Origin of the sequence: Bacillus sp. 7_6_55CFAA_CT2, from assembly GCF_000238655.1 — a bacterium.
Classification (GTDB): domain Bacteria; phylum Bacillota; class Bacilli; order Bacillales; family Bacillaceae_G; genus Bacillus_A; species Bacillus_A cereus.
Window position 1 is genome coordinate 761848 of the sequence record NZ_JH414708.1, and the last position, 25209, is coordinate 787056.

Below are 25209 nucleotides of genomic sequence, written 5' to 3' on the forward strand. Positions count from 1 at the left end.
ATACACTTGAAAAATCAAGGCGTTAAATTTGTGATGAAATGGTACTTTTGAGTAAATAAAAAATCAGGCTTATTTCAAAAGTGAAATAAGCCTGTTCCATAGGAGGATGTATATATGTAGAGTGAATAAAAGTTTGGAAAAGGGGATCCAAGTCCTTTTATTCAACTAACTACCTTAATAGATTGGAACCCAGCCTTCAGTTGTCACAAAAATACGAATAGCTACAACTTGACGATCATCTTGCAAGGTAAAATAATGTCTTGCATTTTCTGGAACAGATATTAGATCGCCTGGCTCAAGTTCAACATCAAAGAATTTCCCATCTTTGCCTTCAATAGCGAAAATGCCATGACCACTGACGATAAAGCGGACTTCGTCGTCTATATGATGATGTTCTTTTTGGAAATTAATTAATAATTCGTCAAGGTTAGGTGTGCTATTTGAAAGTGAAATTACATCATGTGCTTTATAACCTCGACGTGCTGAAACATCAGCGATTTCTTTTGAAAAAACAGCTAATATTTCAGCTTTGTTTTCATCTGTTAAAGAATAATTTTCATTTAAATGAGTAGGAAGTTTAGAAATATTCCATTTCTCATATAAAACGCCTTCCTCTTGTAGAAATTTAGATACTTCCACTTCATTTTCAATACGAGTATTTACTTCATGAATACGAATTTGCGCCATTAGAAACGCCTCCTTGAATTGATAGTAGTTTTATATGAAATTGGAATAAAAACTCATAAGCTTCTAATCTCTTCTTTGCATCAAAGCTATCTCGGCCCCATACGGTAATACCGTGGTTACGGATTAATACCGCTCCCGAATCACCTTGTATATGCTTTCGAAAGTTTTCTCCAAGCGTTGGGATATGGGCATGGTTTTCGATAATAGGAATGTGAATTGTTGCACCTTCTTCCCAAATATCGAGAGCTTTAATAATTTCTTGATTTTGAAGGGTAACTGCATCACTATATAAATTTGTGATGACATTATTATCAGTTGTATGAACATGAAGTACGCACCCGGCATTCGTATTGTTATAAATATGTGTATGCAATATTGTTTCTGCTGAAGGGCGTAATTCAGTCTCTAAAACAGGAACTCCTACATGATCTACTAATAGAAAATCATCTGGAGTGGTTTTTGTTTTATCTTTACCGCTTGCTGTAATGAGAAAAGTAAGTGGCTCATGACTAACTTTTATAGAAATATTACCACTTGTTGCTGGGAACCAATTTCGAGTTGTTAATTCTTTTTTTATCTCGCTTAAGTCATACCATTGACGAAAAAGTTGTTTCATGATTTCACCTCCAACAAATGTTTTAATTCATTTTGAATATCATGGAATGTTTCAAACGGTGTATAAGCAATATAATTCTCTGCACACTTTGTAATAAGGAAGTCACGAGCAAATACTTTATCTGCTTGTTTCGCAGCTTGTAAATCAGTAATTGAATCTCCAATTACAATATGAAAGTCATTTGTATCACTTAATTTACGGATTAATGATGATTTACATAATCCGCAATGATTTTGACAATGATCATCACAAGAATGAGGCCATTTAACTGTAATAAACTCTGCTGAAAAGTCTGTTTCATTACAATAAATTTGCTCTTTTGGAATGATTCCTTGTAAGAGTGGATAGACGAAGAAATCCATTCCACCTGATATCACGTAAAAAGAAATGTTATTTTCCTTTACGAATTGTATAAACTCATGAAAACCACTACGGATTTCAGCAGTTTCTATTAAAAATTGAATAATATCATCGTGCAGATTAGTAGGTATGAATTGAAATAATTGAGAAACACCTTCTTGAATGGATAGTTCTTGTGATAAAATTTTATTCTTTACTTCTTCGGCTTCTGGTGGTGCGAATTTTTCCATAATGGACATAATGTTATCATTATTTGTAATCGTGCCATCGAAATCACAAAATACTTGAATACTCATAATTTCACCTCATAAGAGGGATTTCCCCATATTTGTAGTGCACTATGCAAATTTATGTCGTCTACTTCATGGAGTGGTTTATTTTGCAAAGTAGCATCAATTGCAGTACGGAAAGCTTTACCGCCGCCTTGCGCTCCATTTGGATGTCCGTGTATCCCGCCGCCAGCATTAATAACAACATCTTTACCGAAATCTCGTACAATAAAGGGAACGAAACCAGGATGAATACCAGCAGACGGAACAGAAAAGCTCTTCTTGAAAAATGCATCGTCTTCAGTTAAATATTTTGAGATAGTAAGAGCCTCCTCTTTTTCTAGCGCAACACTTCCGTATGGAGATGGGAATAATGAAAAGTCAGCCCCAGCATAACGTAGTAGCTTTCCAAGTAATAATGGAGATGAAACTCCATATAACTTGGATGCTGAATAAGCACCACTTACAGCAGGATGTGCCATAATAGGAACTGGGATTTCATCATCTTCTGCAAGTGATTGTAGTACATCTAGTCCGTAAGCAAATACGTTGAATAATAGAATATCAGCTCCAGCTTGCACTGCACGTTTAGCATTTTCTTTTAAATCAAAAGTTCGTCCTGTTAAATTTACGGCATATAACGTTTTATGACCGTATGTTTCGTAGACAGATTGTAAAACTTCTTTTCCAGATACAATGCGTTTCGTAAGTGGTGTTAATGCATTTTCAAATAATATTTCATCATCTTTTACTATATCTACACCACCAATTGCTTGATCGCGTAATTGCGTTTTTAAATACCCAATGTTTCGTCCAATCATTCCTTTAAAAATACTCATTAAAAGGGGACGATCATGCACTTGTAAAAGATTTCGAATACCATCTATCCCGAATTTTGGACCAGGAAAATGTTTTTTTAACTCGTCTGAAAAAGTTAAGTCAATTAGTTTTACTTCGCCATCAAGTGATAGCTTTCCAAATGTAGTCGTTAAAATCGCTGGTAAATCTGGACTGAAGTTTAATAGCGGATATTCGATTTTAATAATTCCGCGTTTTACTTTTTTACGTAAATACGAATTGGTATGTTCATGTTCAGCTAATTCCTCAACATGAATGACGTTGCCTTTATGCTGCTTTAATTGTTCTTGCAATAAGTGTGGCAAATGAGTCCAAGAGCCAATTGTTAAACCGAGTGCAATTTGCTCAGCTTTTTTTTCTAAGTTATGTGAATCATCATGGATTAAATACGTCGCTATAATTCCGCTCATTGTTATAACCTCCTAGTTAAATAAAAAAACCTCTCAGCTAAGGAGAGGTTTTTTTACAACCAGCTCCTTATCTGTCAGCGTAATGCTGCGAGAATTAGCACCGTGTCTACAATTGTAGATCGGTTGCCGGGTTTCGTCGGGCTCGTCCCTCCACCTGCTCTTGATAAGAAGTATTTAGAAATGTTTAAAATTTTAAGATAACTGAATTTTGTCAGATATTTTTCGTGTTGTCAATTACTTTTTGAAAAAATTTAATTTACCAATTCGATTAATGGCTTCTCGTAATCTATCTTCTGTATGCAAGAGACCAACACGGACATACCCTTCCCCATGCTCACCAAATCCAACACCAGGAGCAACTGCGACATGTGCTTTTTCTAGTAAAATATCAGAAAATTGCTCAGAGGTATACCCTTTTGGAACGGGAAGCCATGCAAAGAATGATCCTGTTGGAATGTCTACATTCCAACCAATTGAGTGACAGGCTGAAATAAGAGCGTTTCTTCGAGATTCGTAACTATTTACAAGGTCTATTACACAAGACTGTGAACTTAATAGCGCTTCTCGAGCAGCATCTTGAACTGCACCGAATATACTAACATACATATGATCTTGTAATAGGTTAATTGTTTCAATCACACTTTCATTCCCTACAGCAAAAGCGATGCGCCAGCCAGCCATATTGAAAGTTTTTGATAATGTGTAAATTTCAATTCCTATATCTTTCGCACCATCTGCTTGCAAGAAACTAACAGGTTTTTGACCATCAAATCCGATAGCGCCATAAGCAAAATCGTGAACAACTAATATATTATGTTTATTAGCAAAGTGAATGGTTTCATCAAAAAAATCTTTTGATGCAGTAGCACCGGTAGGATTATTTGGATAGTTTAAAAACATTAATTTTGCACGCTCTGCAATAGAGTCATCAATGTTCGTATAATCTGGTAAAAAGTTATTTTCTGCAATAAGCGGCATTGTTTCAAAGTGTGCTTTTGCTAAAGCAACCCCGGATAAATAATCTGGATAACCTGGATCCGGAACGAGAATCGTATCACCAGGATTTGTAAAACAAATCGGTAATTCTACTAGTCCAGCCTTCCCGCCAAACAAAATAGCAACTTCAGTTTTTGGGTTTAATTCGACGCCGTATTCACGTTTATAGAATGTAGCCACGGCTTCCTTTAAGCTTTCATGTCCGCGAAATGGCGGATATTTATGATGAATGGTCTTTTCGGCAGCATCTTGTAAAGCTTTTACGATATGCTGCGGTGTTGGTTGATCTGGATTACCTTGACCTAGATTAATAACATCGTGACCAGCTGCAACGACTTTGTTAACTTTTGCAACAAGTGAAGCGAAAAATTGTGTTGGCAATGATGTTACTATCTCAGAAGGTTGAAATAATTTCATACTTTCCACCTCTTTTGAAAGTTGTTACAATTCTAGTGACAAATGATATAATCTTTCCAGTATTTTGTAAAGAGAAAAATAAGAATGGGGCTGAAAAAATGAAAGTCGCATGTATTCAAATGGATATTGTTTTTGGAGATGTAGAAAAAAATATTGAGAATGCTAAAAATAAAATAAGCGAAGCTATGAAGGAAAGGCCAGATGTTATCGTCTTACCAGAACTATGGACAACAGGATATGATTTAACGAGACTTTCTGAAATTGCAGATAGGGATGGAGTAGAAACGAAAGAAAAGTTAATAGAATGGGCGAAGCAATATGATGTACATATTGTTGGTGGGTCCATAGCGAAGCAAACGGATCAAGGCGTTACAAATACGATGTATGTTGTAAATAATGAAGGACAGCTAGTCAACGAATATAGTAAAGTACATTTATTTCAGCTTATGGATGAACATAAATATTTAATAGCTGGTAATGGTACGGGCGAATTTAAGCTAGATGATGTTGAATGCGCTGGAACAATTTGTTATGACATTCGTTTTCCAGAGTGGATGCGTGTCCATACTGCTAAAGGGGCAAAATTATTATTTGTTGTAGCTGAATGGCCATTAGTTCGTTTAGCACATTGGCGTTTGCTATTGCAAGCAAGAGCAGTTGAAAATCAATGTTATGTTGTTGCGTGTAATAGAGCAGGAAAGGATTCAAATAATGTGTTTGCAGGTCATTCTTTAATTGTAGATCCTTGGGGTGAAGTTGTAGTAGAGGCGAATGAAGAGGAATCAATTTTATTTGGAGAGCTTGTATTCGAGAAAATTAAAGAAGTACGTAAAGGAATTCCAGTTTTTGCGGATCGCCGTCCAGAATTATACAAATAAAATGTTGACAAGTGATTTTTATTCTTGGTATAGTCTTCAACATAAAGTTAAAAATTCAAAAAATTATACAACTCTTATCAAGAGCAGGTGGAGGGATTTGGCCCGATGAAGCCCAGCAACCGACCGTAATACCATTGTGAAATGGGGCGTTTATTACGCCAAAAGGCACGGTGCTAATTCCAGCAGAAAGTAAAACTTTCTGGCAGATAAGAGGGGAGAAGATAAACTTCAAACCTCTTTCTTAGTGGAAAGAGGTTTTTCTATGTTAGAAAAACCTCTGAATTTAAAAAGGGGGAGAAGACGATGGGATATTATTCATTAACAGAAATAACAGCTGTACAATATGCGAAAGATCATGGCTATTTTGAAGAGAAGGCAAATGTCATTTGTCATGAAATTGGAGATGGAAACTTAAATTACGTGTTCAAATTAGATGATGGAGAGAAATCCATTATAATAAAACAAGCACTGCCTTATGCTAAAGTAGTTGGTGAAAGCTGGCCATTGTCTATAAAAAGAGCAACGATTGAAAGCAAGGCACTGCAAATTTTTGCGCAGTATGTACCGGATTATGTTCCAGTAGTGTACAGTCATGATGAAGAGTTAGCGATAACGGTAATAGAAGACTTATCAAGACTAACAATTACAAGAAAAGGATTAATAGACGGAGAAGAATATCCGCTTTTATCCCAGCATATTGGTCGTTTTCTAGCACATGTTTTATTTTACACTTCAGATTTTGGTTTACAGTCAGAAGAGAAGAGGGTACTAGAAGGTGCCTTTGTAAATCCGGACCTTTGTAAAATTACAGAGGATTTAGTGTTTACAGATCCATTTGGACATTATGATACAAATGATTATGAGCCAGATTTACAGCTCGTGGTTGATGAACTTTGGAGTGATAAAACTTTAAAACTAAAAGTAGCACAATATAAATATAAGTTCTTAACAAGAAAAGAAACTCTTATTCATGGTGATTTACATACTGGTAGTATTTTTTCGTCACCTTCTGAAACGAAAGTGATTGATCCAGAATTTGCGACATATGGCCCATTTGGATTTGACATAGGTCAATTTATTGCAAATCTATTATTAAATGCTTTATCTAGAGAAGAAGAAAAGAGAAGAGTACTATTTTTTCATATAGAAAAGACGTGGAGTTATTTTGTAGAGACTTTTACAAAGTTATGGATTGGGGAAGGTGTAGAAGCATATACGAAAGAAAAACAATGGTTACCAATTATTTTGCAAAATATCTTTACTGATGCTGTTGGATTTGCCGGATGTGAACTAATTCGTAGAACAATTGGTTTAGCTCATGTAGCAGATTTAGATGAAATAGAAAATAAAGAAACAAGAATTCAAGCTAAGAAACAAGCGCTATCCTTAGGAAAAGAACTAATAAAATATGAATCTAAAAGTGCTGATATTCAACTGTTTCGAACATTATTTCAACAGACAGTTTCAAGGGGTGTAAAAGTATGAGTACAATCGTTACTGTTCCGAGATCTGTAAGTTGGAAAGGTGATGCAATTGCGGTATTAAATCAAACGAAATTGCCACATAGCACAGAATACAAAACATTAACGACTATTGAAGAGGTTTGGAAAAGTATCATAATGTTAGAAGTACGCGGAGCGCCTGCAATTGGAATTGTAGCTGCATTTGGTTTGGCGCTTGCAGCGAAAAAATATAATACTTTACATATCGAAGAATTTCAAAAGAAGTTTAATAGAGACTGTAACTATTTAGGGACATCACGCCCAACGGCAGTAAATTTATTTTGGGCAATTGATCGTATGAGAGAATCTATTCGAGAGATTACTACAATAAAAGAAGCACAAAAAATATTAGAAGAAGAAGCGCTTCGCATTCAGCAGGAAGATGAAGAGGTGTGCCGAAATATTGGGGAATATGCGTTAACATGTTTTAAAGATGGCGATAATATTTTAACAATCTGCAACGCTGGAAGTATTGCAACTGCCAGATATGGAACTGCATTAGCTCCCTTTTATATTGGAAAAGAGGAAGGTATGCGTTTACATGCATATGCGTGTGAAACGAGGCCAGTTTTACAAGGTGGTCGCTTAACGACGTGGGAATTGAAGCAAGCAAATATTGATGTGACCCTTATTACAGATAATACTGCAGCTCATGCTATTCAAACGAAAGAAATAAACGCGATTATTGTGGGAGCGGATCGAATTGTCGCAAATGGAGATACAGCCAATAAAATAGGGACAATGAATTTAGCTATTTTAGCAAAGCACTTTAATATCCCATTTTACGTTGCTGCTCCACTGTCAACATTTGATGTTACGAAAGAAACTGGAGCCGAAATTATTATTGAAGAAAGAGATGAAACAGAAGTTACAAAAATCTTTGGAAAACAAGTAGCACCAATTGGAACGGATGTTTATAATCCAGCATTTGACATAACGCCGAATGAATTAATTACAGGAATTATTACTGAGAAAGGGATTTTACGTGGAGATTATAAAAAAGAAATTCTGACATTATTTGAAAGACAAGCTGAAATTTAATAGCTTGTTTTTTTATGCCTAAATGCAGTGTTTTCTCTTACTTATATAATGAAAGGAGGGGAAGAGGGTGGAAGAGTGGATCAAGATGATAGGTAATGTAGGGTTTCCGATTGTTGTAACATTATATTTACTCCACCGTATTGAAAGTAAACTAGAGGGGGTAATTGTTGCAATTGAGAAGCTCCCGCGGCAATTACTAAAGTACGAAGATCCTCGGGAATAAAAATAAAGTTTGCTCTTCTTGAGCAAACTTTATTTTTATTGAGCGGTATAACCACCATCTATAACAACAGCTTGTCCCGTTATACCTTTAGCTTTTTCACTCGCTAAAAACATCGCATAATCAGCGATTTCTTGTACTTGTAATAAGCGCTTTTGTGGGACGAGTGGATAAATAACATCTTCTAAAACATTTTCAAGTGGTACATTTCGTGTAGTAGCTAAGTCTTGTAGTTGATTACGTACAAGAGGGGTATCGACATAACCAGGGCAAAGGGCATTAACAGTAATACCATTCGTAGCACCTTCTAAAGCAGCAACTTTTGTTAATCCAATTACGCCATGTTTTGCACTATTGTAGGCAGCTTTTCCAGCAAATCCGACAAGGCCGTTAATAGAAGCGACATTAATAATACGACCATATTTTTGTTGTTTCATAATCGGAAAGGCATGCTTAATTGCGATAAACGGAGCAATTTGCATAATTTGAATTAGTAGCTCGAACTTTTCAGTTGGAAAGTCTTCAATGGGGGAAACGTGTTGCATTCCTGCGTTGTTAATTAATATATGTAATGAACCGAAATGATCAACTGTTTGAGAAATTGCTGCTGTAATTTCCTCTTCAGATGTAACGTCACATTTTAAACCGATAGCTTGAAAACCTTCATTTTGTAATTGTTCAGCAGCTTCTTTTGCACGTTCTTCAAGTCGATCGGTAATCACAACTTTTGCACCTTCTTTTGCAAAAGCCTTTCCCATTTCATAACCAATACCACTTGCAGCACCTGTTAAAAAGACAACTCGATTTGTAACCATGATGAAAAACATCCCTTCATAATAAAGTTTTCATAGTGCTCTATTTAGAGAAGCTATAATGAAATTCCTGCAAACATTTGGAAAAAAATATCATTAGCTATCTTGTTTTGCAAAATAGTCTTTGCTATACTATTTTGTAAAGCAAGATACTTACGCTTATCTATCTTGTAAAACAAGATAGTAGGAGGATTTAAATTATGTCGACAAGTCAAATGCTGAAAGGGATTTTAGAAGGGTGCTTACTTGCTATTATTTCTGAAGGCGAAATATACGGTTATGAAATGAGTGAAAAGCTAGCGAAGTATGGTTTTACAATGGCGAGTGAGGGAAGTATTTATCCGTTATTAATACGAATGCAAAAAGAAGGACTAATAATAAGCGTAATGAAGGAATCTCCATCTGGTCCAAAGAGAAAATATTATACATTAACAGAAAAAGGCGAGGAAGCACTTGATGAATTTATGGATCGCTGGGAAGCGATGCAAAGTAGTGTAGAGCGTCTACTTGAAGGGAAGGGGAGAAAAAAATAATGCTATCAAGAGAAGCACGAAAGTTTTTGTTAGATATGAGATTATTTTTGACGGCAAAGAGTGTAAAAGAAAGTGATATTGAAAACTTTTTAGAAGATGCAGAGTTGCATTTAATAGAAGGTGAGAGTGAGGGGAAGAGTGTAGAAGATATTTTCGGAAGCTCACCGAAAGAATATGCAAATGAACTTGTAAAAGTGATGGAAAGGGATAGACAGGAAACGTGGAAGCAAATTGGTTTTACAGTAATGAATATCGTATCGTTTTGGATTATTGCTTCTATCTTAATAGTGAATAATGGAATGTTACAGATTTCACTTATTCAGTGTATCGGTTATAGTTTTTCATTTATTTTAGTTGTTATAGGTCCTAATTTTCTACTTCGCAAAATGACTTTTGTAACAAGTTTTTCAAAAACGTGGTTTTCTATGTGGTTTTTAGTAATGATAGCGCCAATGTTTTTAATGGGAGTTATTACGGTACTAGATGTGATATATCCTACAAAAATGTTTATATTCACTCAAATGCAAAGTTATTTATTGGCTGGTGGTATTTTTATTATTACAGTAGCGGTAAATATGTATTTTAATGGATGGTTTAAAAACTTATATTTAATTATTCCACTTTCAATTATGTTAGTGTTTAAAACATTTACATCGGAAGATCTCGTACCAATGTTATTTCAAATTATATGTTTATATGGAAGTTTATTTATTTTAATTTTTGTTGAAATTATGATGAAGACGAATAGAAGAGAAATGGTTAAATAAGGGAGGTGTTATAATGAAGATTTCTAAAGAAAGTGAAAAATTTTTAATCGATACGAAAGTATATTTAATAACAAAAGGGATTAAAGAAGAAGATGTGGACGCTTTTCTAGAAGATGCAGAGCTTCATTTAATAGAAGGTGAAAAAAAGGGAAAGACAGTAAGTGACATATTTGGTGACTCACCAAAAGAGTATGCGGAAGAATTAGCGAAAGAGATGGAGAAGGATAAAAGCGGGAGCATAAAAAGTATTTTAGGGATGATTATTGGTATTGGTGGATATTGGTTACTGACAAATATTTTATTTGGAAGTCCAGATCAACAATTTACGTTAACAAATGTACAGTTAATTGGTTATCCTATCGTTTTAATCATTACGATTATTGGAACGATTGTTGCATTTAGAATGTCTTCTTTTAAAAGTAAATTAGTAGAATTTGGGATGATTTATGTAATAGTAATGGTTCCTATTTTATTATTGGTGTTATTGATGTTTATGAATAAATGGTATGGGACACCTGTATTGCAATTGGCGACAATGCAAACATATATATTAGCAGCAATTATCTTTTTATTACTTCTTATTGGTGAAGTATATGTTCTTGGCTGGATGGGTGTTTTTGTACTAATTGTTCCTCTTACGATTATGTTCTTATTTAAAGACTTAGAAGAAAGTAGTGTATTTTGGGGAATTGCAAAGGTCTTACTTATGTATGGAAGTATATATGGATTAATGAAATGGTCTTTAAAAATTGAAGAAAGAAAAAGTATGAACTAGAAATTCAATAAAAAGCGGCTGCTCTGGATATACAAAAAATTATTTCCAAAGAAATATTATATAGGGATTTTTAGAGGGATTACATTTACATTTAGTTGTCTATTTTTATTTCTAGCAGCCGGGATTTATTTTGTTGATTGGAATAAGTTGTTTTAAACAGTAACATGAGGGTTACTGTTTTTTTCTTTGTAATAAAGAGCTTTGTAAAGAGAGCGCTTTTTGTTCTGCTGTTAATAAGGAATGAATATGAACGTTTTCTGGACGAGGGACTATCGGATACATAAGATTTGTTGGAGAAGGGTGGTGCTCCGAGCCGGTTGGAGAATGAGGATCTGCATGAGTAAGTTTTCCGTGAACACGTCTTGTAAATAAAATATGACCGATTTCGTGAGCGAGCGTATATATATTTTTCATAGGAGCAGCCGAATTTGTTAAAACGATATAGCCAGTAAGTTGCTGTTGTTTTGCTAAAGAATAAGCGCAGGCAATTACTGCTGTTTCTTTGAAATAATCACTGCCAATATAACAAATATAAAGGTCGCATTCAGGAGCTTCATTTACACATGTTTGGAAAAAGGATGCCAGCTTTTCTTGACTTTGAATGGAATTTTTATAACTGATTTCACGGTCAAAAAAACGGAAAAGTTCATTTAATACAATTACTTCTTGAATTTGAAATGTAATGGGGTGCCAAATTGATTCTGCAACAGCTAAATCTTTTGCGATGCGGTCATCAGAAATATCGGCGCCGGGAGTAATACAAATACATATATTGACGTATGGATCCATAAGGAACACCTCAAATGAAAAAAAGTTCTTCCTATAATATATGTGGGAAAAAGATGTCATGTATGGATAAACGCCTTCTTTATTGAATATATAGATGACAAGTCGAAAAAATTTCATAGTTCTATAACATGGTGTGATCATCTTTTTGATATAGTAAAGAAAAGGGGGAGAATATATGTATACATTAAAAATCGTTTCAGACAGAGAAGCTCTTTATCAATTTGCAAGTTATGTAAGAGTTGTGCAAGGGGTTGAAGATGTATATGTAGAGGTGGGAGAACCTTTATATGAACATCCGTTGATGAAGTTTTATGTACATATTAAGCTGGAAGAAACATATGAGCAGCATAAAGCGTTACAAGAAATAGCAAGATTAGTAGAATTAGGGCGATTTACATACGTCCATTATCGTAATGATGAAATTGAAGAAGCTTTTGAAGCTGTAAAATATGAAAGTTTTAAGAAATAGAAATGGGAAAAAAGGAAGCGGAAACTTCCTTTTTTTTCTTGGAAATTACATCAACAAAAGGAGAAAAATTTTGTTATGATAAGGGAGGGTGAGGAAAGGAGAGTTTACATATTGGGGTATATTGAAGAGTTACGCAAAGTCGTTGGGACAAGGCCACTTATTCTCGTTGGGTCAGCAATCATTATATTAAATGATAATCAAGAAGTATTGCTTCAATATCGTTCAGATACATATGATTGGGGTGTACCTGGTGGGGCGATGGAACTGGGCGAAACGACAGAAGAAACTGCACGTAGAGAGTTATTTGAAGAAACGGGGTTAACTGCAAAAATAATGCAATTTCTTGGTGTTCTATCAGGAAAAGAAGTATATTTCCGTTATCCGAATGGCGATGAAATTTTCAATGTCATTCATCTGTATCAGGCACATCATGTGAGTGGGGAATTAAAGCTCGATCATGAAGGGTTGAAACTTCAATATTTTCCAGTAGATAAGTTGCCAAAATTGAATGAAACAACAGAGAAAATTTTACAAAAGTTTTTATATGCACTAACAGAATAGAAGGTTAATTCCTTCTATTTTTATTATATCAAATATTTTGATTTTTTAGTATGTTTATAGTATGATAGTTATAGATATACATCTTATGGAATTTCACCTAAAAACTTACTAGGGTACATAAGAGAGGGGCAAGTGCAAAATGCATAATGTTGTTATTACAGCTGCAGTTCGTTCGCCAATTGGAACTTTTGGAGGAGCGCTAAAAAATGTAACGCCAGTAGAATTAGCTGTTCCTGTACTTCAGGAAGCTGTAAAACGAGGCGGGGTAGAACCACATGAAGTTGATGAAGTAATTTTAGGTCATTGTATTCAAAGAACTGATGAAGCAAATACGGCGAGAACAGCTGCATTAGCGGCAGGATTTCCTGACACAGTTACGGGATATACAATCCAACGCCAATGTTCTTCAGGTATGCAAGCAATTATGTCAGCTGCAATGCAAATCCAATTAGGTGTAAGTGATGTTGTTGTTGCAGGTGGAGTAGAAGCGATGAGTTCGAGCCCTTATGCATTGAAACAGCACCGCTGGGGACAACGTCTACAGCACGGAGAAATTCGTGATACGGTGTGGGAAGTGTTAGAAGATCCGATTCACCATATTATGATGGGTGAAACAGCGGAAAATTTAGTTGAACAATATGAAATTACAAGAGAGGAACAAGATGAAGTTGCTCTTCGCAGTCATACATTGGCACTGAAGGCAATCGAGTCTGGATACTTTGACGATCAAATTGTTCCTATTACAATAAAAGAGCGTAGAAAAGAAGTTATATTTTCGAAGGATGAACATCCACGTGCAGATATTACAGCTGAAAAATTAGCTGGATTGAAGCCGGCATTCCGTAAAGATGGATCAGTGACTGCGGGGAATGCATCTGGCCTTAATGACGGGAGTGCAGTTCTAGTATTAATGAGCGAAGAAAAAGCGAAAGAAAAAGGTTTACAACCGTTAGCTAGAATTGTTGGATATTCAGTAGCTGGAGTAGATCCAAAAATTATGGGTATTGGACCAGCACCAGCAATTCGTAAAGGTTTAGAAAAAGTAGATTGGTCATTGGAAGATGCAGATTTACTTGAAATTAATGAAGCTTTCGCGGCTCAATATTTAGCTGTAGAGAAAGAGTTAGGCTTAGACCGTGAAAAAGTGAACGTAAACGGTAGTGGCGTAGGACTTGGGCATCCAATTGGTTGTACAGGGGCTCGTATTACAGTAAGTTTAATTCACGAATTAAAAAGACGTGGGTTAGAAAAAGGAATTGCCTCTTTATGCGTCGGTGGCGGTATCGGGGTTGCCTTATTTATAGAAGCACTATAAAAAAGAAGCAGCTATTGCTGCTTCTTTTTTTACGACTCAAATAGATGATGAAATAATCGATCACGATTTTCAAAGAAAAGTTTCGTCGTTTGATAATGCTCAGTTTCTTCTAATGTGGATTCGTGAATCCCTTCTTGTGTTAAAGAATATATAGTGGATTCAGGGTAGGCCATTAAAATAGGAGAATGCGTCGCAATAACAAATTGTGAACCTTGTTCCACTAGCTCGTGCATTCGAATAAGCATGGAAAGTTGTCTCATTGGTGATAAAGCTGCCTCAGGCTCATCTAAAATGTATAAACCTTGTCCTGAAAAACGATTCATAAATAATGAGAAGAACGATTCGCCGTGTGATTGTTCGTGTAGTGAAACGCCGCCGTAAGATTTTATAGCATCTATTTCATCAATATAAGAAGCAACGTTATAAAATGATTCAGCGCGAAGAAAGAAACCGTCGTTTGGTGTATTGAAACTTTTTGAAATTCGAAGGTATTCATGTAAAGATGAATGGGAATCGTTTGTGCTAAAGCGGAAGTTCTTCGTTCCACCTTCTGCATTAAAACCTAACGCAATTGCAATTCCTTCAAGTAATGTTGATTTACCTGTTCCGTTTTCTCCAATAATGAATGTTACATTTGGATGAAAAACTAGTGATTGTAATGTTCGGATAGCAGGTAAGCAGTAAGGATATCCGGAAAAATTAGGGATATTTTCTTTTTTTAATGTAACATTTTGTAAAAAGGGTACGTCAATCAATATATAAACCTCAATTCATAACGGATTTTGATTCTAAAAAGGCGGCAAATACAAGTGTTAATGACACCTGAATTCCTTCCTTATTTTCTGAATATTTTATGTGGATTATATCATTTAAACTATCATATTCCAATGTGAAAATAAATATTGCATGAAGATCCATTCTCTCGTTATGATATATGGTATTCTATTGAAAATGTGAGAAGGAGTTAAAGTATGCCGTTTACATTTGCACATCCAGCAGCAGTTCTTCCTTTTGCGAAAAAGCATTCTAAACATATTTCAGTAACGGCTCTTATATTAGGTAGTATGGCGCCTGACTTTGAATATTTTTTACACTTTAGACCGTATGGTGTAATTGGGCATACGTGGCTTGGATTCTTATATTTGAATTTACCACTTGTCTTCTTGTTAGCATACATATATCATTACATTTTAAAAAAGCCTTTTATAACGCATTTACCTAAACCGTTTGCTGGGTATTATACATATGTAGTAGACAAGCGGTGGGGGCTTCATACATGGAAGAATCTTTTTGTATTTTGTTATTCAGCATTATTCGGTATGTTAACGCATGTTGTTTGGGATGCATTCACTCATAAGACAGGCTATTTTGTTATGAAAATACCATTATTACAAAGAGAATGGTACGGTATCTCTGTTTATAAATATATGCAACATGGAAGTACATGTATTGGTGTTCTATTATTAGTATACGTTTTATGGAAGTATAGAAATGAAATGGGTAAAGATTTTATTTTAGCTTCGGAAAAAAGAAAGTATTGGGTTTCAGTAATTGTTGTAGCAACTATTATATTTATCGTGCACGCGTTCCTAGATCCCTATTTTCATATTTTCCAAATTGGAGGTATAATAGTATCTGGACTGACAAGTTCATTTTGTGGACTTGTCATTGTTTCTATAGTTTACAAAGCCAGGGACTAATTTTATATTCATGAATGATAGCGTTAGGAGAAATGAAATGATGAAAGCATGGAAAAGTATTTTTGTTTTATGTAGTTTTCTTCTTATGTTAAGTGGTTGCTTCCATCAAGAAGAAAAGAAAGCTGAACCAAAGAAGAAAGAATCTATTCCTGAAACAAAAGAATATGGTGGGCGTGAGCTGAAAAAAGTAGGACAAAAAGTGAAAGAAACAGGATGGGGTACTTTCAAGTTAGAGCAGATGCATTCTGTGAATCAAACATTTGAAGTAGCGCCAATGAAAATTCACGTACAAGATGTGAAAGTAATTTCTTTATCACAGATGAGTGAAAAGGCAAAAAAAACATTGAAAGTATACACGGCACTAACCCCTGAAGAAGTAAAACGGAGATTAGGGGATAAAGTAAGCCAAGAAGATGCAGAATTATATGCATCGCTAAGTGGAACAGAGATTAGTAATACAATTCGTTACGTTGAGATTACATATAAAGTGGAGAATACCGGAAATAAAAATATGCAATTTTTCTCTATGAATGATGTTATGATTAATGGTAAGCAACATTTTAAAGTAGCCACTCAAAACTTTTTATATGACGAAGATACGTTAGTTGGTACAAAAAATGTATCAAGAGAAGACTATAAGCCTGGTGAAACAAGAGATGGTATTATTGGTTTAATACTTGACGATGGAAAAGACAAGGTAAAGGATATTCAGTTTACAACTGATGATTTACTTGCAGGGGATTCAGAAACACAAGATGTTGTAAAAGAGCCACAAACGTTTAACATCTCACTAAAATAATGTAAGACAAAACAGTCAGCATTCAAATATTATGCTGACTGTTTTTTTATTTCTTTTATGTATGAATCTACATTTTGAAAAGGCACCTTAATTTTAAACGCATCTTTTTGTTCATTAAATTGCTTTTCATTGTAGGGACCGAAACGTTTATTGTGCTTTACGTCAATAATCCAATAATGTTCACTTTTTTTATTTGCAATTGCTGCGTCAGGGTTATTCGGATCTGATTTTTCCTCGGTTTGTTTTGCAATAATGTATTTATCATCCCAAGCAATGTCTGTAATTTTTGCAGGGATGTATTGTGTGGCATATACAGCATCTTGCGAGGGGAAAAGTTCAAATGCATTTCCAGAAGTACGTATGAGTTCGTATTCATCGTTAACCGTATAAGTTAAGTGACCTGTGTTTCCTGCACAACCAGTTAATAGGAAGGCGACGAATAGGATTATCCATTTTTTCAATATGGGAACCTCCTTTATAATGCTATTGTAACAAATTGTACAAGAAAAGTAAGAGAAACGCTAGTTTACAATGTTTTTTAGAAGTGGTACGATGAGACGGGTAAAGAAGGATATGAAGGAGTCGACATAAAATGAAGTTAAAGATGCATCGTCCAGCGCTTGTAATGAATCGCATAGGTGCTTCCCTAATTGACATGTTTTTAATCTCGGTTATGTATGGTGCAGTAGTAGCTGTTATGACCGGAAACTATAGTGCTATGTTTAAGCGCTTTAATATAAGCTTAGGTGATTTTAGATATGATTTCGCAGTAGTTTTTATATTAATGGCGATATATTTTATTGTGTTACCCTTTATTTGGAACGGTGTTACACTTGGAAAAAAGGTAACGAGAATAAAATTAATTTCATTGAAGAGTGAAAAGCTAACGTTGCAAACATTAATTATAAGATTTTTTGTAGTGTTATTACCGAACGTATTGCTATTAGGAATTCCATTAATATGTAATATATATATGATGTTGTTCCGCAAAGATAATTGTGGTTTTCAGGATTTAATTACAAAAACGAAAGTAATAAGCCTTGTATAATGAAAAAAAGACCTTTTTATATATAAAAGGGTCTTTTTGATTTTATAAGTATATGGGGAATGTTTACAGTAAGGAAAAGCTAAAATGTGTTAATTCTATTCATAATAGATTGAAAATTAAGAAAATGATATAATGATTAAAAATAATATCTTTATTCCGCCATATTGGGGCTGATTAAAATTTCACTTTATATAATAAGGGGGAGATTAAAATGACTGGAGGTAGTGTAATCTTTTGGGGGATTTTAATTTTCATCGGTTTAGTTTTCGACCAGCGTAATAATAAGAAAAAAGAAGGATAAAAAGTAAACGTTTACAAATGAGATAGCAATTTTCTTGCTTGCAGATTAATCTTATAAAGGAGTATACTGAATGACGGTAAGACTTATAGAAGGGGTAATGAAAATGAAGCTTGCAGGAAAAGTTGCTATCGTAACTGGCGGTGGCATCGGTATTGGACGTAATACAGCTCTTTTGTTGGCTAAACAAGGCGCAAAAGTTATTGTGACGGACATTGATCAAGAGAGTGGACAAGCAACAGTGGAGGAAATTATGAATCTAGGCGGAGAGGCACTTTTTGTATCCTATGATATGGGAAAGCAAGGAGATTGGCAACGCGTTATTAGCATTACTTTGAATGCATTCAGTCGCATTGATATGCTTTTTCAAAATGCAGGTTTATATAAAATAGATTCTATTTTTTCTCGCCAACAAGAGAACGATTCCAATGTACTTTGTATTAATGACGTTTGGATAGAGATAAAACAATTAACGTCATCTTTTATGAAACAGCAAGAAGAAGTGGTGCTTAGTGATTTACCGATTTTCGGTATTATTAGCACAAAAGGACAATCATTTCATACAGTAGAAGCCCTAGTATAATAATAAAAACCGCCCTCAATATATGTGGACGGTTTTTTTGTATGTGTATAGTAAAGATAAATTTTTTAGCGAATACGTTGTTCAGTTTGGTTATCAAAGAAATGTGCTTTATTCATATCAAATGCTAATTTAATTTGGTCACCAGTTGAAAACGTATGTCTTGCATCTACACGTGCTGCAAAATCTTGATTTCCAAGTTTCATATATAAAATGGATTCAGCACCTAATAATTCAGCGACTTCAATTTTTGTTGTGAAGGCAGTAGATTGCGAAGCTTCTAAAAATAGTAGTTCATCATGAATGTCCTCTGGGCGAATACCTAAAACAATTTCCTTATTTACATAGCCTTGTTCACGTAGCATCTTCATTTTTCCTTCAGATACTTTAATTTTTATAGTATTGTCTATAACGAAATCGGTTTCAGTCAATTTACCACGGAAGAAATTCATCGCTGGTGAGCCGATAAATCCACCCACGAAAATGTTTTCTGGCGTTTCGTATACTTCTTTTGGAGTTCCAATTTGTTGGATTTTTCCATCCTTCATAACGACAAGACGCGAAGCCATAGTCATTGCTTCTGTTTGGTCATGTGTTACATAAATTGTTGTTGTTCCAAGGCGATGATGTAGCTTAGAAATTTCTGAGCGCATTGCAACACGGAGTTTAGCATCTAAGTTTGATAATGGTTCATCCATTAAGAAAACTTTTGCATCTCGAACGATTGCTCTACCTAACGCAACACGTTGGCGCTGTCCACCTGATAATGCTTTCGGTTTTCTATCTAAATATTGTTCAAGTCCTAAAATTTTTGCTGCATCTTTCACACGACGATCGATTTCATCTTTTGGTATTTTTCGAAGTTTTAATCCAAATGCCATATTATCATATACACTCATATGTGGATAAAGAGCGTAGTTTTGGAATACCATAGCGATATCTCGATCTTTTGGAGGAACATCATTCATTAGTTTACCATCAATTGAAAACTCGCCTTTTGAAATATCTTCAAGTCCAGCTACCATTCGTAATGTTGTAGATTTTCCGCATCCAGAAGGACCGACAAATACAATAAATTCTTTATCTTGAATGTGTAAATTAAAATCAGTTACAGCTGTTACGTTATTATCATATATTTTATAAATGTTTTCTAATTTAAGTTCTGCCATGGTATTTCCCCCTAGAAATAATTATGCAAACGTTTTCTTTGAGTTCATTATAAACGAATAGATTCAAAAAATAAATAAAAAAATAAAACGTTTTCATTTATTGGAGATTTATTAGTGGTTTTCATATGTTTTCTTAGAAAAAGAACAATAAAAATTGTAAGCGCTATTTTAAATTGAGATAGAATCTGTTATCATTCATTAATGAAAACGTTTGCGCCTTAAAAAAGAGAAAAATGAATGATGAATGAAATGGGGTAGCATAATGGAAAAACAATGGTGGAAAGAAAGTGTAGTATATCAAATTTATCCTCGTAGCTTTATGGATAGTAATGGTGATGGTATAGGAGATCTTCAAGGGATTATTTCAAAGCTAGATTACTTAAAAGAGTTAGGGATTGATGTGATTTGGTTATCACCAGTCTATGAATCTCCAAATGATGATAATGGTTATGATATAAGCGATTATTGTAAAATTATGAACGAGTTCGGAACAATGGAAGATTGGGATGAGCTATTATATGAAATGCATGAACGTAATATGAAACTTATGATGGACTTAGTTGTTAATCATACTTCGGATGAACATAATTGGTTTATTGAATCACGTAAATCAAAAGATAATAAATATAGAGATTACTATATATGGCGCCCTGGAAAAGAAGGGAAAGAACCGAACAACTGGGGAGCTGCTTTTAGTGGATCTGCATGGCAGTATGATGAAATGACGGATGAATATTATTTACATCTGTTTTCTAAAAAACAGCCAGATTTAAATTGGGATAATGAAAAGGTAAGACAAGATGTTTATGAAATGATGAAGTTTTGGTTAGAAAAAGGAATTGATGGCTTCCGTATGGATGTTATTAATTTTATTTCTAAAGAAGAGGGATTACCAGCTGTTGAAACAGAAGAAGAGGGGTATGTTTCAGGTCATAAGCATTTTATGAACGGTCCAAACATTCATAAATATTTACATGAAATGAATGAGGAAGTATTATCGCATTATGATATTATGACGGTTGGTGAAATGCCTGGTGTAACGACAGAAGAAGCGAAATTGTATACTGGAGAAGAACGAAAAGAGTTGCAAATGGTATTCCAATTTGAACATATGGATTTAGATTCAGGAGAAGGTGGAAAGTGGGATGTAAAACCATGCTCACTTCTTACTTTAAAAGAGAATTTAACAAAGTGGCAAAAAGCATTAGAGCATACCGGATGGAATAGCCTTTATTGGAATAATCATGATCAGCCTCGCGTTGTATCTCGTTTTGGTAATGATGGAATGTATCGCATTGAATCAGCAAAAATGTTAGCGACAGTTCTTCATATGATGAAAGGAACGCCATATATTTATCAAGGAGAGGAAATTGGAATGACGAACGTTCGATTCCAATCAATTGATGAATATCGAGATATTGAAACGTTAAATATGTATAAAGAAAAAGTGATAGACCATGGTGAAGATATAGAAAAAGTAATGGAATCTATTTATATAAAGGGTCGTGATAATGCTAGAACTCCGATGCAGTGGAATGATCAGAATCACGCTGGATTTACAAAAGGTGAACCTTGGATTACTGTAAATCCTAACTATAAAGAGATTAATGTGAAACAAGCAATCCAAGATGAAGGTTCAATTTTTTATTACTATAAGAAATTAATTGAACTACGCAAAAATAATGAAATAGTTGTGTATGGATCATATGATTTAATATTAGATAATGACCCTTCTATTTTTGCTTATGTAAGAACATATGGAGATGAAAAACTACTTGTCATTGCAAACTTTACTGCGGATGAAAGTGTATTTGAAATGCCTAAGGATATTAGTTATAGTGAATCAGAGTTATTTATACACAATTACGATGTAGAAATCGGATCAATAGATAACATTCCATTACGTCCGTATGAAGCGATAGTGTTCAAATTGAAATAAGAAAAAGCCTTATGCCATTTCGAACTTGGCATAAGGCTTTTTTGGATTACCATTTTAATATGGAGAATCCATATGGAGGAAGTGTAACTTGTAATACACTTGCTTCCGCTGAAAATTCTTCGTTTGTATAAATGTTAATTATTTTCTTACCAGTAACATGAAGAGGGAGTGAAACTGTAACTTCACTATTAGTAGGGTTTAAAACGAAAAAGATAGTTTCATCCTCATATGTTTTCGTATAAGAAATATAATTATGTTCATCATTTGCTTCGATGAATTGAAAAGTACCATGTCCTCCAAATGCTTTATGTTGTTTACGTAATAAAATCAATGTTTGTATATGGGTAAATAATGCATGATCTTGTTCTTTAGTATCCCAAATCATACATTTACGGCAATCAGGGTCCATGCCGCCATCCATACCAATTTCATCCCCGTAATAAATACAAGGAGAGCCGATGAAAGAAAGATGGAATACATAGAGCAATTTCAACTTATTTTTATCTCCGTTGCATGTTGTTAAAATTCTTGGAGTATCATGGCTGTCTAATAAATGAAATGCTGCTTCATTTACATTCATAGAGTAGGAATGTAGAGATTCTGTAATTTGCTTCATGAATTCACTTGCTTTAATGGAATCGTTAGCAAAGTAAGAAAGTAGAGCATTTGTAACAGGATAGCTCATGACAGCATCAAATTGATCGCCTTGTAGCCACGGAAGGGCATCGTGCCAAATTTCTCCCAAAATATATACTTCAGGATTTAGTGTCTTTATTTCAGTTCGGAATTCTCTCCAAAAGTTGTGATCGACTTCATTGGCGACATCAAGGCGCCAGCCATCTATATTGAATTCTCGTACCCAATAACGTCCTACTTCAAGTAAGTATTCTTTTACATCTGGATGAGCTGTATTTAATTTAGGCATATACGGTGTAAAGGCGAAAGTATCATAATTTGGAAGTGGTTCGGTTATAATCGGAAATTCATGAATGTGGAACCACTCTTTATATGCGGACTTCTCACCATTCTCTAGTACGTCTTGAAATTTCTCGAAAAAGTATCCACTATGATTAAACACAGCATCGAGCATTACTTTTATACCGTGCTTATGACATTCTTCAACGAGCTCTTTAAAAGTTTCTTTCGTCCCAAATTGTGGGTCAATTTCCATATATTCAATTGTGTCATATTTATGGTTTGAATGAGCTTTGAAAATAGGTGTGAAATATATTCCGGAAATGCCAAGCTTAACAAGGTAATCAAGGTTTTGAATAACACCAGAAAAATCTCCGCCGAAAAAATTAGTTGGAGTTGGATTCGCACTTCCCCAAGGAAGGGTGTTTTCTGGATTCAGCGTACTATCGCCATTAGCGAATCGCTCAGGGAAAATCTGATACCAAATGGTGTCTTTAATCCAAGATGGTGCTTTGAATACATCATCTGCATGAATAAATGGAAAACAGAAAAAGTTACCAACATCATCATTTGGAATGCTAGAAAAGAATCCTCGCTCTGCATAAATAAGAGTGTCTGTTTCAGATTTTAATTCAAACCCATAACGTAAGCGCTTAAATTTTGGTTCGATTGCAATGGACCAATAATCAAATAATGCAGTAGAACCCGTTTTTTTCATGGGTGTACTTGCTGATATCCATTTCCCGTCTTTCCATTCGTAAGGATCACCGTAAATAAGATCGGCGCTTTGAATATCATCTCTCTTAGTACGTACTCGGATGTGAATTGTTTGTTCATCATAAGCGTATGCATAATTATCTTTCGGCCTATGATAAATGGCTTCTTTAAACATATAGAAAATCCCCCTTCAATATCTCTATACATAGTATTCCCTTAAGTGTAATAATAAAGCCTGTATTGCAAACGATTGCCTTTCTCGTAGCTTTAATATTGCTTATAAGAGTAGTATTCATTTTATATAAAGTCAATGTATAAAGAGTATAATGACATAATTTTTAAATTAATATTTGCAAAATGAATAAAAGAATGTATAATGATAGACAAATAGCGCAAACGTTTTCATAGATTGAGATATTGTTTGCGCTTCAATTAAACTATCAAATGCAAACGTTTTCAGTTACTGAGGTACATAGACAATTTAGGGAGGTTTTTGGGATGAAGAAAGCATTATCATTATTAACGGTTTCAGCATTATCTATTGGTATGTTATCTGCATGTGGACCGAAAGATTCAGGGAAAAAAGAGGAAAGTAAAGCGAAAAAAGACTATGATCTTCTTGTTTGGGAAGATGATAAAAAAGGTGTTGGTTTAGAACCAGCAGTGAAAAGCTTTGAGGAAAAATATAAAGTAAAAGTAAAAGTTGTTGAAATGCAAATGACAGATCAAGTGAAGAAGTTACGCCTTGATGGGCCAGCGGGGACTGGACCAGATGTTGTAACATTGCCACACGATCAAATCGGAAATGCAGTAACAGAAGGTTTACTTTCTGAAGTGAAAGCAGATGATGCTGTAAAGAGTAAATTTACTAATTCATCAATAGAAGCACAGACATATAACGGAAAATTATATGGTTTACCAAAAGCAATTGAGACACCAGTCTTTATTTACAATAAAAAACTAATGCCAAAAGCGCCAGAAACGATGGACGAGCTGTTTAACTTCTCAAAAGAATTTACGAAAGATGGCAAGTACGGATTTTTAGCATTAGGAGATAACTTCTACTTTGCTAATGCATTCATGGCAGGTATGGGCGGTTATGTATTTGGTGAAAAAGATGGAAAGCCAAATGCAAGTGATGTTGGATTAAATAATAGTGGAGCAGTACAAGGTGCTGAATATCTTCAAAAATGGTACAAGGAAAAATTATTCCCAAAAGGTATTATCGGTGAATCAGGTGGGCCTGCTGCTGATGGACTATTCAATGAAGGAAAAGCAGCTTCTATCATGAATGGCCCATGGGCGTTCCAAGCAATGGAAAAGAACGGGATTGATTATGGCGTTGCTCCAATGCCGAAATTACCAAATGGTCAACCAATGAAAACGTTTGTTGGGGTTAAAGGATGGCATGTAACAAGTTTCTCTAAACAAAATGATTTAGCTACAAAATTCACTGAGTGGGTAACAAATGAAGAAAACGCAAAAATTCGATTTGAGAAAACAAAAGAAATTCCTCCAGTAAAATCAGTAATGGAAGATCCAATTATTAAAGATAACGAAGCTGCAAAAGCAGTTGCAACGCAATCTGAAAATGGAATTCCAATGCCTAACATTCCAGAAATGCAAGAAGTTTGGAAACCAGCTGGAGATGCGCTTCAATTAGTTGTTACAGATAAAGAGGCACCAAAAGCGGCGCTTGATAGTGCAGTGAAACAAATTAAAGGTAATATTGAGGCAAATCATAACAAGAAAAAATAAGGTGAAATTCG

General features: G+C 34.7%; 28 protein-coding genes, 1 pseudogene and 2 riboswitches. Of the genes and pseudogenes, 18 read left to right on the top strand and 11 right to left on the bottom strand.

The window, feature by feature from the left end:
* Nucleotides 1-174: 174 nt before the first annotated feature.
* From HMPREF1014_RS04245 to HMPREF1014_RS04265, 5 genes are all read right to left on the bottom strand, one after another.
* Complete coding sequence (locus HMPREF1014_RS04245; RefSeq protein ID WP_000057315.1) at nucleotides 175-687, bottom strand: 1,2-dihydroxy-3-keto-5-methylthiopentene dioxygenase; 513 nt, start codon at nucleotides 685-687, stop codon at nucleotides 175-177.
* On the bottom strand, nucleotides 665-1303 hold the full coding sequence (locus tag HMPREF1014_RS04250; RefSeq protein ID WP_000811341.1) for a methylthioribulose 1-phosphate dehydratase: 639 nt from the start codon (nucleotides 1301-1303) through the stop codon (nucleotides 665-667). Before HMPREF1014_RS04250 ends, HMPREF1014_RS04245 begins: the two co-directional genes overlap by 23 nt.
* Complete coding sequence (locus HMPREF1014_RS04255) at nucleotides 1300-1959, bottom strand: 2-hydroxy-3-keto-5-methylthiopentenyl-1-phosphate phosphatase (protein WP_000027456.1); 660 nt, start codon at nucleotides 1957-1959, stop codon at nucleotides 1300-1302. The genes HMPREF1014_RS04250 and HMPREF1014_RS04255 overlap by 4 nt, the downstream gene beginning before the upstream one ends.
* Nucleotides 1956-3200, bottom strand: coding sequence for a 2,3-diketo-5-methylthiopentyl-1-phosphate enolase (gene mtnW / locus HMPREF1014_RS04260; RefSeq protein ID WP_000014183.1), 1245 nt, complete (start codon nucleotides 3198-3200; stop codon nucleotides 1956-1958). Before mtnW ends, HMPREF1014_RS04255 begins: the two co-directional genes overlap by 4 nt.
* A 64-nt stretch (nucleotides 3201-3264) precedes the next feature.
* Nucleotides 3265-3370: riboswitch (SAM riboswitch) on the bottom strand.
* A gap of 64 nt (nucleotides 3371-3434) precedes the next feature.
* The gene (locus HMPREF1014_RS04265; RefSeq protein ID WP_000765516.1) at nucleotides 3435-4613 is read right to left on the bottom strand and encodes a pyridoxal phosphate-dependent aminotransferase; all 1179 of its coding nucleotides are present in this window, start codon (nucleotides 4611-4613) and stop codon (nucleotides 3435-3437) included.
* Nucleotides 4614-4627: 14 nt separating this feature from the next.
* Here HMPREF1014_RS04265 and HMPREF1014_RS04270 point away from each other — a divergent pair, with 14 nt between their 5' ends.
* The 4 genes from HMPREF1014_RS04270 (at nucleotide 4628) to HMPREF1014_RS04285 (ending at nucleotide 8257) form a co-directional block, all read left to right on the top strand.
* Complete coding sequence (locus tag HMPREF1014_RS04270; RefSeq protein ID WP_002098106.1) at nucleotides 4628-5491, top strand: carbon-nitrogen family hydrolase; 864 nt, start codon at nucleotides 4628-4630, stop codon at nucleotides 5489-5491.
* A 71-nt stretch (nucleotides 5492-5562) separates the two neighbouring features.
* A riboswitch (SAM riboswitch) is annotated at nucleotides 5563-5704 on the top strand.
* Between the two features lie 90 nt (nucleotides 5705-5794).
* A complete protein-coding gene (mtnK, locus tag HMPREF1014_RS04275) occupies nucleotides 5795-6976 on the top strand; it encodes an S-methyl-5-thioribose kinase (protein ID WP_000542683.1) in 1182 nt (393 codons plus the stop codon).
* Entirely contained in the window at nucleotides 6973-8034 is a 1062-nt protein-coding gene (mtnA, locus tag HMPREF1014_RS04280; RefSeq protein ID WP_000104600.1) for an S-methyl-5-thioribose-1-phosphate isomerase, read from the top strand. The genes mtnK and mtnA overlap by 4 nt, the downstream gene beginning before the upstream one ends.
* A 67-nt stretch (nucleotides 8035-8101) precedes the next feature.
* The gene (locus HMPREF1014_RS04285) at nucleotides 8102-8257 is read left to right on the top strand and encodes a YvrJ family protein (RefSeq protein ID WP_000393337.1); all 156 of its coding nucleotides are present in this window, start codon (nucleotides 8102-8104) and stop codon (nucleotides 8255-8257) included.
* A 35-nt stretch (nucleotides 8258-8292) separates the two neighbouring features.
* On the opposite strand, the gene HMPREF1014_RS04290 is transcribed toward HMPREF1014_RS04285, so the two are convergent.
* Nucleotides 8293-9069 (bottom strand): 3-hydroxybutyrate dehydrogenase, encoded by a 777-nt coding sequence (locus tag HMPREF1014_RS04290; protein WP_000258430.1) that lies wholly within the window; start codon nucleotides 9067-9069, stop codon nucleotides 8293-8295.
* A gap of 197 nt (nucleotides 9070-9266) precedes the next feature.
* Between HMPREF1014_RS04290 and HMPREF1014_RS04295 the strand changes: the two genes are divergently transcribed.
* The 4 genes and pseudogenes from HMPREF1014_RS04295 to HMPREF1014_RS04310 all read left to right on the top strand — a co-directional run.
* Nucleotides 9267-9599: a PadR family transcriptional regulator gene (locus HMPREF1014_RS04295; RefSeq protein WP_000107971.1), complete on the top strand. Its 333-nt coding sequence runs from the start codon at nucleotides 9267-9269 to the stop codon at nucleotides 9597-9599.
* Nucleotides 9599-10366 (top strand): DUF1129 domain-containing protein, encoded by a 768-nt coding sequence (locus tag HMPREF1014_RS04300; RefSeq protein WP_000952332.1) that lies wholly within the window; start codon nucleotides 9599-9601, stop codon nucleotides 10364-10366. Before HMPREF1014_RS04295 ends, HMPREF1014_RS04300 begins: the two co-directional genes overlap by 1 nt.
* 13 nt (nucleotides 10367-10379) lie before the next feature.
* On the top strand, nucleotides 10380-11141 hold the full coding sequence (locus HMPREF1014_RS04305) for a DUF1129 domain-containing protein (protein WP_000703271.1): 762 nt from the start codon (nucleotides 10380-10382) through the stop codon (nucleotides 11139-11141).
* A gap of 12 nt (nucleotides 11142-11153) precedes the next feature.
* A pseudogene (locus HMPREF1014_RS04310) lies at nucleotides 11154-11297 on the top strand (DNA-binding protein); the annotation flags it as partial.
* Nucleotides 11298-11312: 15 nt separating this feature from the next.
* On the opposite strand, the gene HMPREF1014_RS04315 reads toward HMPREF1014_RS04310, so the two are convergent.
* The gene (locus HMPREF1014_RS04315; RefSeq protein WP_000371607.1) at nucleotides 11313-11930 is read right to left on the bottom strand and encodes an ImmA/IrrE family metallo-endopeptidase; all 618 of its coding nucleotides are present in this window, start codon (nucleotides 11928-11930) and stop codon (nucleotides 11313-11315) included.
* 175 nt (nucleotides 11931-12105) lie between these two features.
* On the opposite strand from HMPREF1014_RS04315, the gene HMPREF1014_RS04320 reads away from it, so the two are divergent.
* From HMPREF1014_RS04320 to HMPREF1014_RS04330, 3 genes are all read left to right on the top strand, one after another.
* Nucleotides 12106-12399: a DUF3928 family protein gene (locus HMPREF1014_RS04320; protein WP_000288327.1), complete on the top strand. Its 294-nt coding sequence runs from the start codon at nucleotides 12106-12108 to the stop codon at nucleotides 12397-12399.
* Between the two features lie 111 nt (nucleotides 12400-12510).
* Nucleotides 12511-12960 (top strand): NUDIX hydrolase, encoded by a 450-nt coding sequence (locus tag HMPREF1014_RS04325; RefSeq protein WP_000540529.1) that lies wholly within the window; start codon nucleotides 12511-12513, stop codon nucleotides 12958-12960.
* A gap of 139 nt (nucleotides 12961-13099) precedes the next feature.
* Nucleotides 13100-14275: an acetyl-CoA C-acetyltransferase gene (locus HMPREF1014_RS04330; RefSeq protein WP_000552076.1), complete on the top strand. Its 1176-nt coding sequence runs from the start codon at nucleotides 13100-13102 to the stop codon at nucleotides 14273-14275.
* Nucleotides 14276-14304: 29 nt separating this feature from the next.
* Here the strand turns inward: HMPREF1014_RS04330 and HMPREF1014_RS04335 are convergent, their stop codons facing one another.
* A complete protein-coding gene (locus tag HMPREF1014_RS04335; RefSeq protein ID WP_000567992.1) occupies nucleotides 14305-15030 on the bottom strand; it encodes an AAA family ATPase in 726 nt (241 codons plus the stop codon).
* 216 nt (nucleotides 15031-15246) lie between these two features.
* On the opposite strand from HMPREF1014_RS04335, the gene HMPREF1014_RS04340 reads away from it, so the two are divergent.
* Both HMPREF1014_RS04340 and HMPREF1014_RS04345 read left to right on the top strand, forming a co-directional pair.
* Nucleotides 15247-15975, top strand: coding sequence for a DUF4184 family protein (locus tag HMPREF1014_RS04340; RefSeq protein ID WP_001116864.1), 729 nt, complete (start codon nucleotides 15247-15249; stop codon nucleotides 15973-15975).
* 37 nt (nucleotides 15976-16012) lie between these two features.
* Nucleotides 16013-16774, top strand: coding sequence for a hypothetical protein (locus tag HMPREF1014_RS04345; RefSeq protein ID WP_000973895.1), 762 nt, complete (start codon nucleotides 16013-16015; stop codon nucleotides 16772-16774).
* Between the two features lie 29 nt (nucleotides 16775-16803).
* Here the strand turns inward: HMPREF1014_RS04345 and HMPREF1014_RS04350 are convergent, their stop codons facing one another.
* On the bottom strand, nucleotides 16804-17235 hold the full coding sequence (locus tag HMPREF1014_RS04350) for a DUF3997 domain-containing protein (protein ID WP_000758785.1): 432 nt from the start codon (nucleotides 17233-17235) through the stop codon (nucleotides 16804-16806).
* 131 nt (nucleotides 17236-17366) lie between these two features.
* On the opposite strand from HMPREF1014_RS04350, the gene HMPREF1014_RS04355 reads away from it, so the two are divergent.
* The 3 genes from HMPREF1014_RS04355 to HMPREF1014_RS04365 all read left to right on the top strand — a co-directional run bounded on the left by HMPREF1014_RS04355 (nucleotide 17367) and on the right by HMPREF1014_RS04365 (nucleotide 18703).
* The gene (locus HMPREF1014_RS04355; protein WP_000769095.1) at nucleotides 17367-17822 is read left to right on the top strand and encodes an RDD family protein; all 456 of its coding nucleotides are present in this window, start codon (nucleotides 17367-17369) and stop codon (nucleotides 17820-17822) included.
* A gap of 211 nt (nucleotides 17823-18033) precedes the next feature.
* Nucleotides 18034-18123 carry a hypothetical protein gene (locus tag HMPREF1014_RS04360; RefSeq protein ID WP_000145650.1) on the top strand — a complete coding sequence of 30 codons (90 nt, stop codon included), beginning with the start codon at nucleotides 18034-18036 and terminating at the stop codon, nucleotides 18121-18123.
* A 70-nt stretch (nucleotides 18124-18193) separates the two neighbouring features.
* Entirely contained in the window at nucleotides 18194-18703 is a 510-nt protein-coding gene (locus HMPREF1014_RS04365; RefSeq protein ID WP_000218410.1) for an SDR family NAD(P)-dependent oxidoreductase, read from the top strand.
* A gap of 65 nt (nucleotides 18704-18768) precedes the next feature.
* On the opposite strand, the gene HMPREF1014_RS04370 is transcribed toward HMPREF1014_RS04365, so the two are convergent.
* Nucleotides 18769-19869 carry an ABC transporter ATP-binding protein gene (locus HMPREF1014_RS04370; RefSeq protein WP_000818932.1) on the bottom strand — a complete coding sequence of 367 codons (1101 nt, stop codon included), beginning with the start codon at nucleotides 19867-19869 and terminating at the stop codon, nucleotides 18769-18771.
* Between the two features lie 262 nt (nucleotides 19870-20131).
* On the opposite strand from HMPREF1014_RS04370, the gene malL reads away from it, so the two are divergent.
* On the top strand, nucleotides 20132-21808 hold the full coding sequence (malL, locus tag HMPREF1014_RS04375) for an oligo-1,6-glucosidase (protein WP_000415182.1): 1677 nt from the start codon (nucleotides 20132-20134) through the stop codon (nucleotides 21806-21808).
* Nucleotides 21809-21854: 46 nt separating this feature from the next.
* Here malL and HMPREF1014_RS04380 read toward each other — a convergent pair whose 3' ends face one another.
* Nucleotides 21855-23615, bottom strand: a complete 1761-nt coding sequence (locus tag HMPREF1014_RS04380; protein WP_000471777.1) for an alpha-glycosidase — start codon at nucleotides 23613-23615, stop codon at nucleotides 21855-21857.
* 323 nt (nucleotides 23616-23938) lie between these two features.
* On the opposite strand from HMPREF1014_RS04380, the gene HMPREF1014_RS04385 reads away from it, so the two are divergent.
* Nucleotides 23939-25198 carry an extracellular solute-binding protein gene (locus tag HMPREF1014_RS04385; protein ID WP_000709923.1) on the top strand — a complete coding sequence of 420 codons (1260 nt, stop codon included), beginning with the start codon at nucleotides 23939-23941 and terminating at the stop codon, nucleotides 25196-25198.
* Nucleotides 25199-25209: the final 11 nt, after the last annotated feature.

Bases quoted from the DNA above. Each gene is read 5' to 3' on its own strand.
- HMPREF1014_RS04245 (WP_000057315.1), bottom strand. From the start codon at position 687: ATGGCGCAAATTCGTATTCATGAAGTAAATACTCGTATTGAAAATGAA.
- HMPREF1014_RS04250 (WP_000811341.1), bottom strand. From the start codon at position 1,303: ATGAAACAACTTTTTCGTCAATGGTATGACTTAAGCGAGATAAAAAAA.
- HMPREF1014_RS04255 (WP_000027456.1), bottom strand. From the start codon at position 1,959: ATGAGTATTCAAGTATTTTGTGATTTCGATGGCACGATTACAAATAAT.
- mtnW (WP_000014183.1), bottom strand. From the start codon at position 3,200: ATGAGCGGAATTATAGCGACGTATTTAATCCATGATGATTCACATAAC.
- HMPREF1014_RS04265 (WP_000765516.1), bottom strand. From the start codon at position 4,613: ATGAAATTATTTCAACCTTCTGAGATAGTAACATCATTGCCAACACAA.
- mtnK (WP_000542683.1), top strand. From the start codon at position 5,795: ATGGGATATTATTCATTAACAGAAATAACAGCTGTACAATATGCGAAA.
- mtnA (WP_000104600.1), top strand. From the start codon at position 6,973: ATGAGTACAATCGTTACTGTTCCGAGATCTGTAAGTTGGAAAGGTGAT.
- HMPREF1014_RS04290 (WP_000258430.1), bottom strand. From the start codon at position 9,069: ATGGTTACAAATCGAGTTGTCTTTTTAACAGGTGCTGCAAGTGGTATT.
- HMPREF1014_RS04295 (WP_000107971.1), top strand. From the start codon at position 9,267: ATGTCGACAAGTCAAATGCTGAAAGGGATTTTAGAAGGGTGCTTACTT.
- HMPREF1014_RS04300 (WP_000952332.1), top strand. From the start codon at position 9,599: ATGCTATCAAGAGAAGCACGAAAGTTTTTGTTAGATATGAGATTATTT.
- HMPREF1014_RS04305 (WP_000703271.1), top strand. From the start codon at position 10,380: ATGAAGATTTCTAAAGAAAGTGAAAAATTTTTAATCGATACGAAAGTA.
- HMPREF1014_RS04315 (WP_000371607.1), bottom strand. From the start codon at position 11,930: ATGGATCCATACGTCAATATATGTATTTGTATTACTCCCGGCGCCGAT.
- HMPREF1014_RS04320 (WP_000288327.1), top strand. From the start codon at position 12,106: ATGTATACATTAAAAATCGTTTCAGACAGAGAAGCTCTTTATCAATTT.
- HMPREF1014_RS04330 (WP_000552076.1), top strand. From the start codon at position 13,100: ATGCATAATGTTGTTATTACAGCTGCAGTTCGTTCGCCAATTGGAACT.
- HMPREF1014_RS04340 (WP_001116864.1), top strand. From the start codon at position 15,247: ATGCCGTTTACATTTGCACATCCAGCAGCAGTTCTTCCTTTTGCGAAA.
- HMPREF1014_RS04345 (WP_000973895.1), top strand. From the start codon at position 16,013: ATGATGAAAGCATGGAAAAGTATTTTTGTTTTATGTAGTTTTCTTCTT.
- HMPREF1014_RS04355 (WP_000769095.1), top strand. From the start codon at position 17,367: ATGAAGTTAAAGATGCATCGTCCAGCGCTTGTAATGAATCGCATAGGT.
- HMPREF1014_RS04360 (WP_000145650.1), top strand. From the start codon at position 18,034: ATGACTGGAGGTAGTGTAATCTTTTGGGGGATTTTAATTTTCATCGGT.
- HMPREF1014_RS04365 (WP_000218410.1), top strand. From the start codon at position 18,194: ATGACGGTAAGACTTATAGAAGGGGTAATGAAAATGAAGCTTGCAGGA.
- HMPREF1014_RS04370 (WP_000818932.1), bottom strand. From the start codon at position 19,869: ATGGCAGAACTTAAATTAGAAAACATTTATAAAATATATGATAATAAC.
- malL (WP_000415182.1), top strand. From the start codon at position 20,132: ATGGAAAAACAATGGTGGAAAGAAAGTGTAGTATATCAAATTTATCCT.
- HMPREF1014_RS04380 (WP_000471777.1), bottom strand. From the start codon at position 23,615: ATGTTTAAAGAAGCCATTTATCATAGGCCGAAAGATAATTATGCATAC.
- HMPREF1014_RS04385 (WP_000709923.1), top strand. From the start codon at position 23,939: ATGAAGAAAGCATTATCATTATTAACGGTTTCAGCATTATCTATTGGT.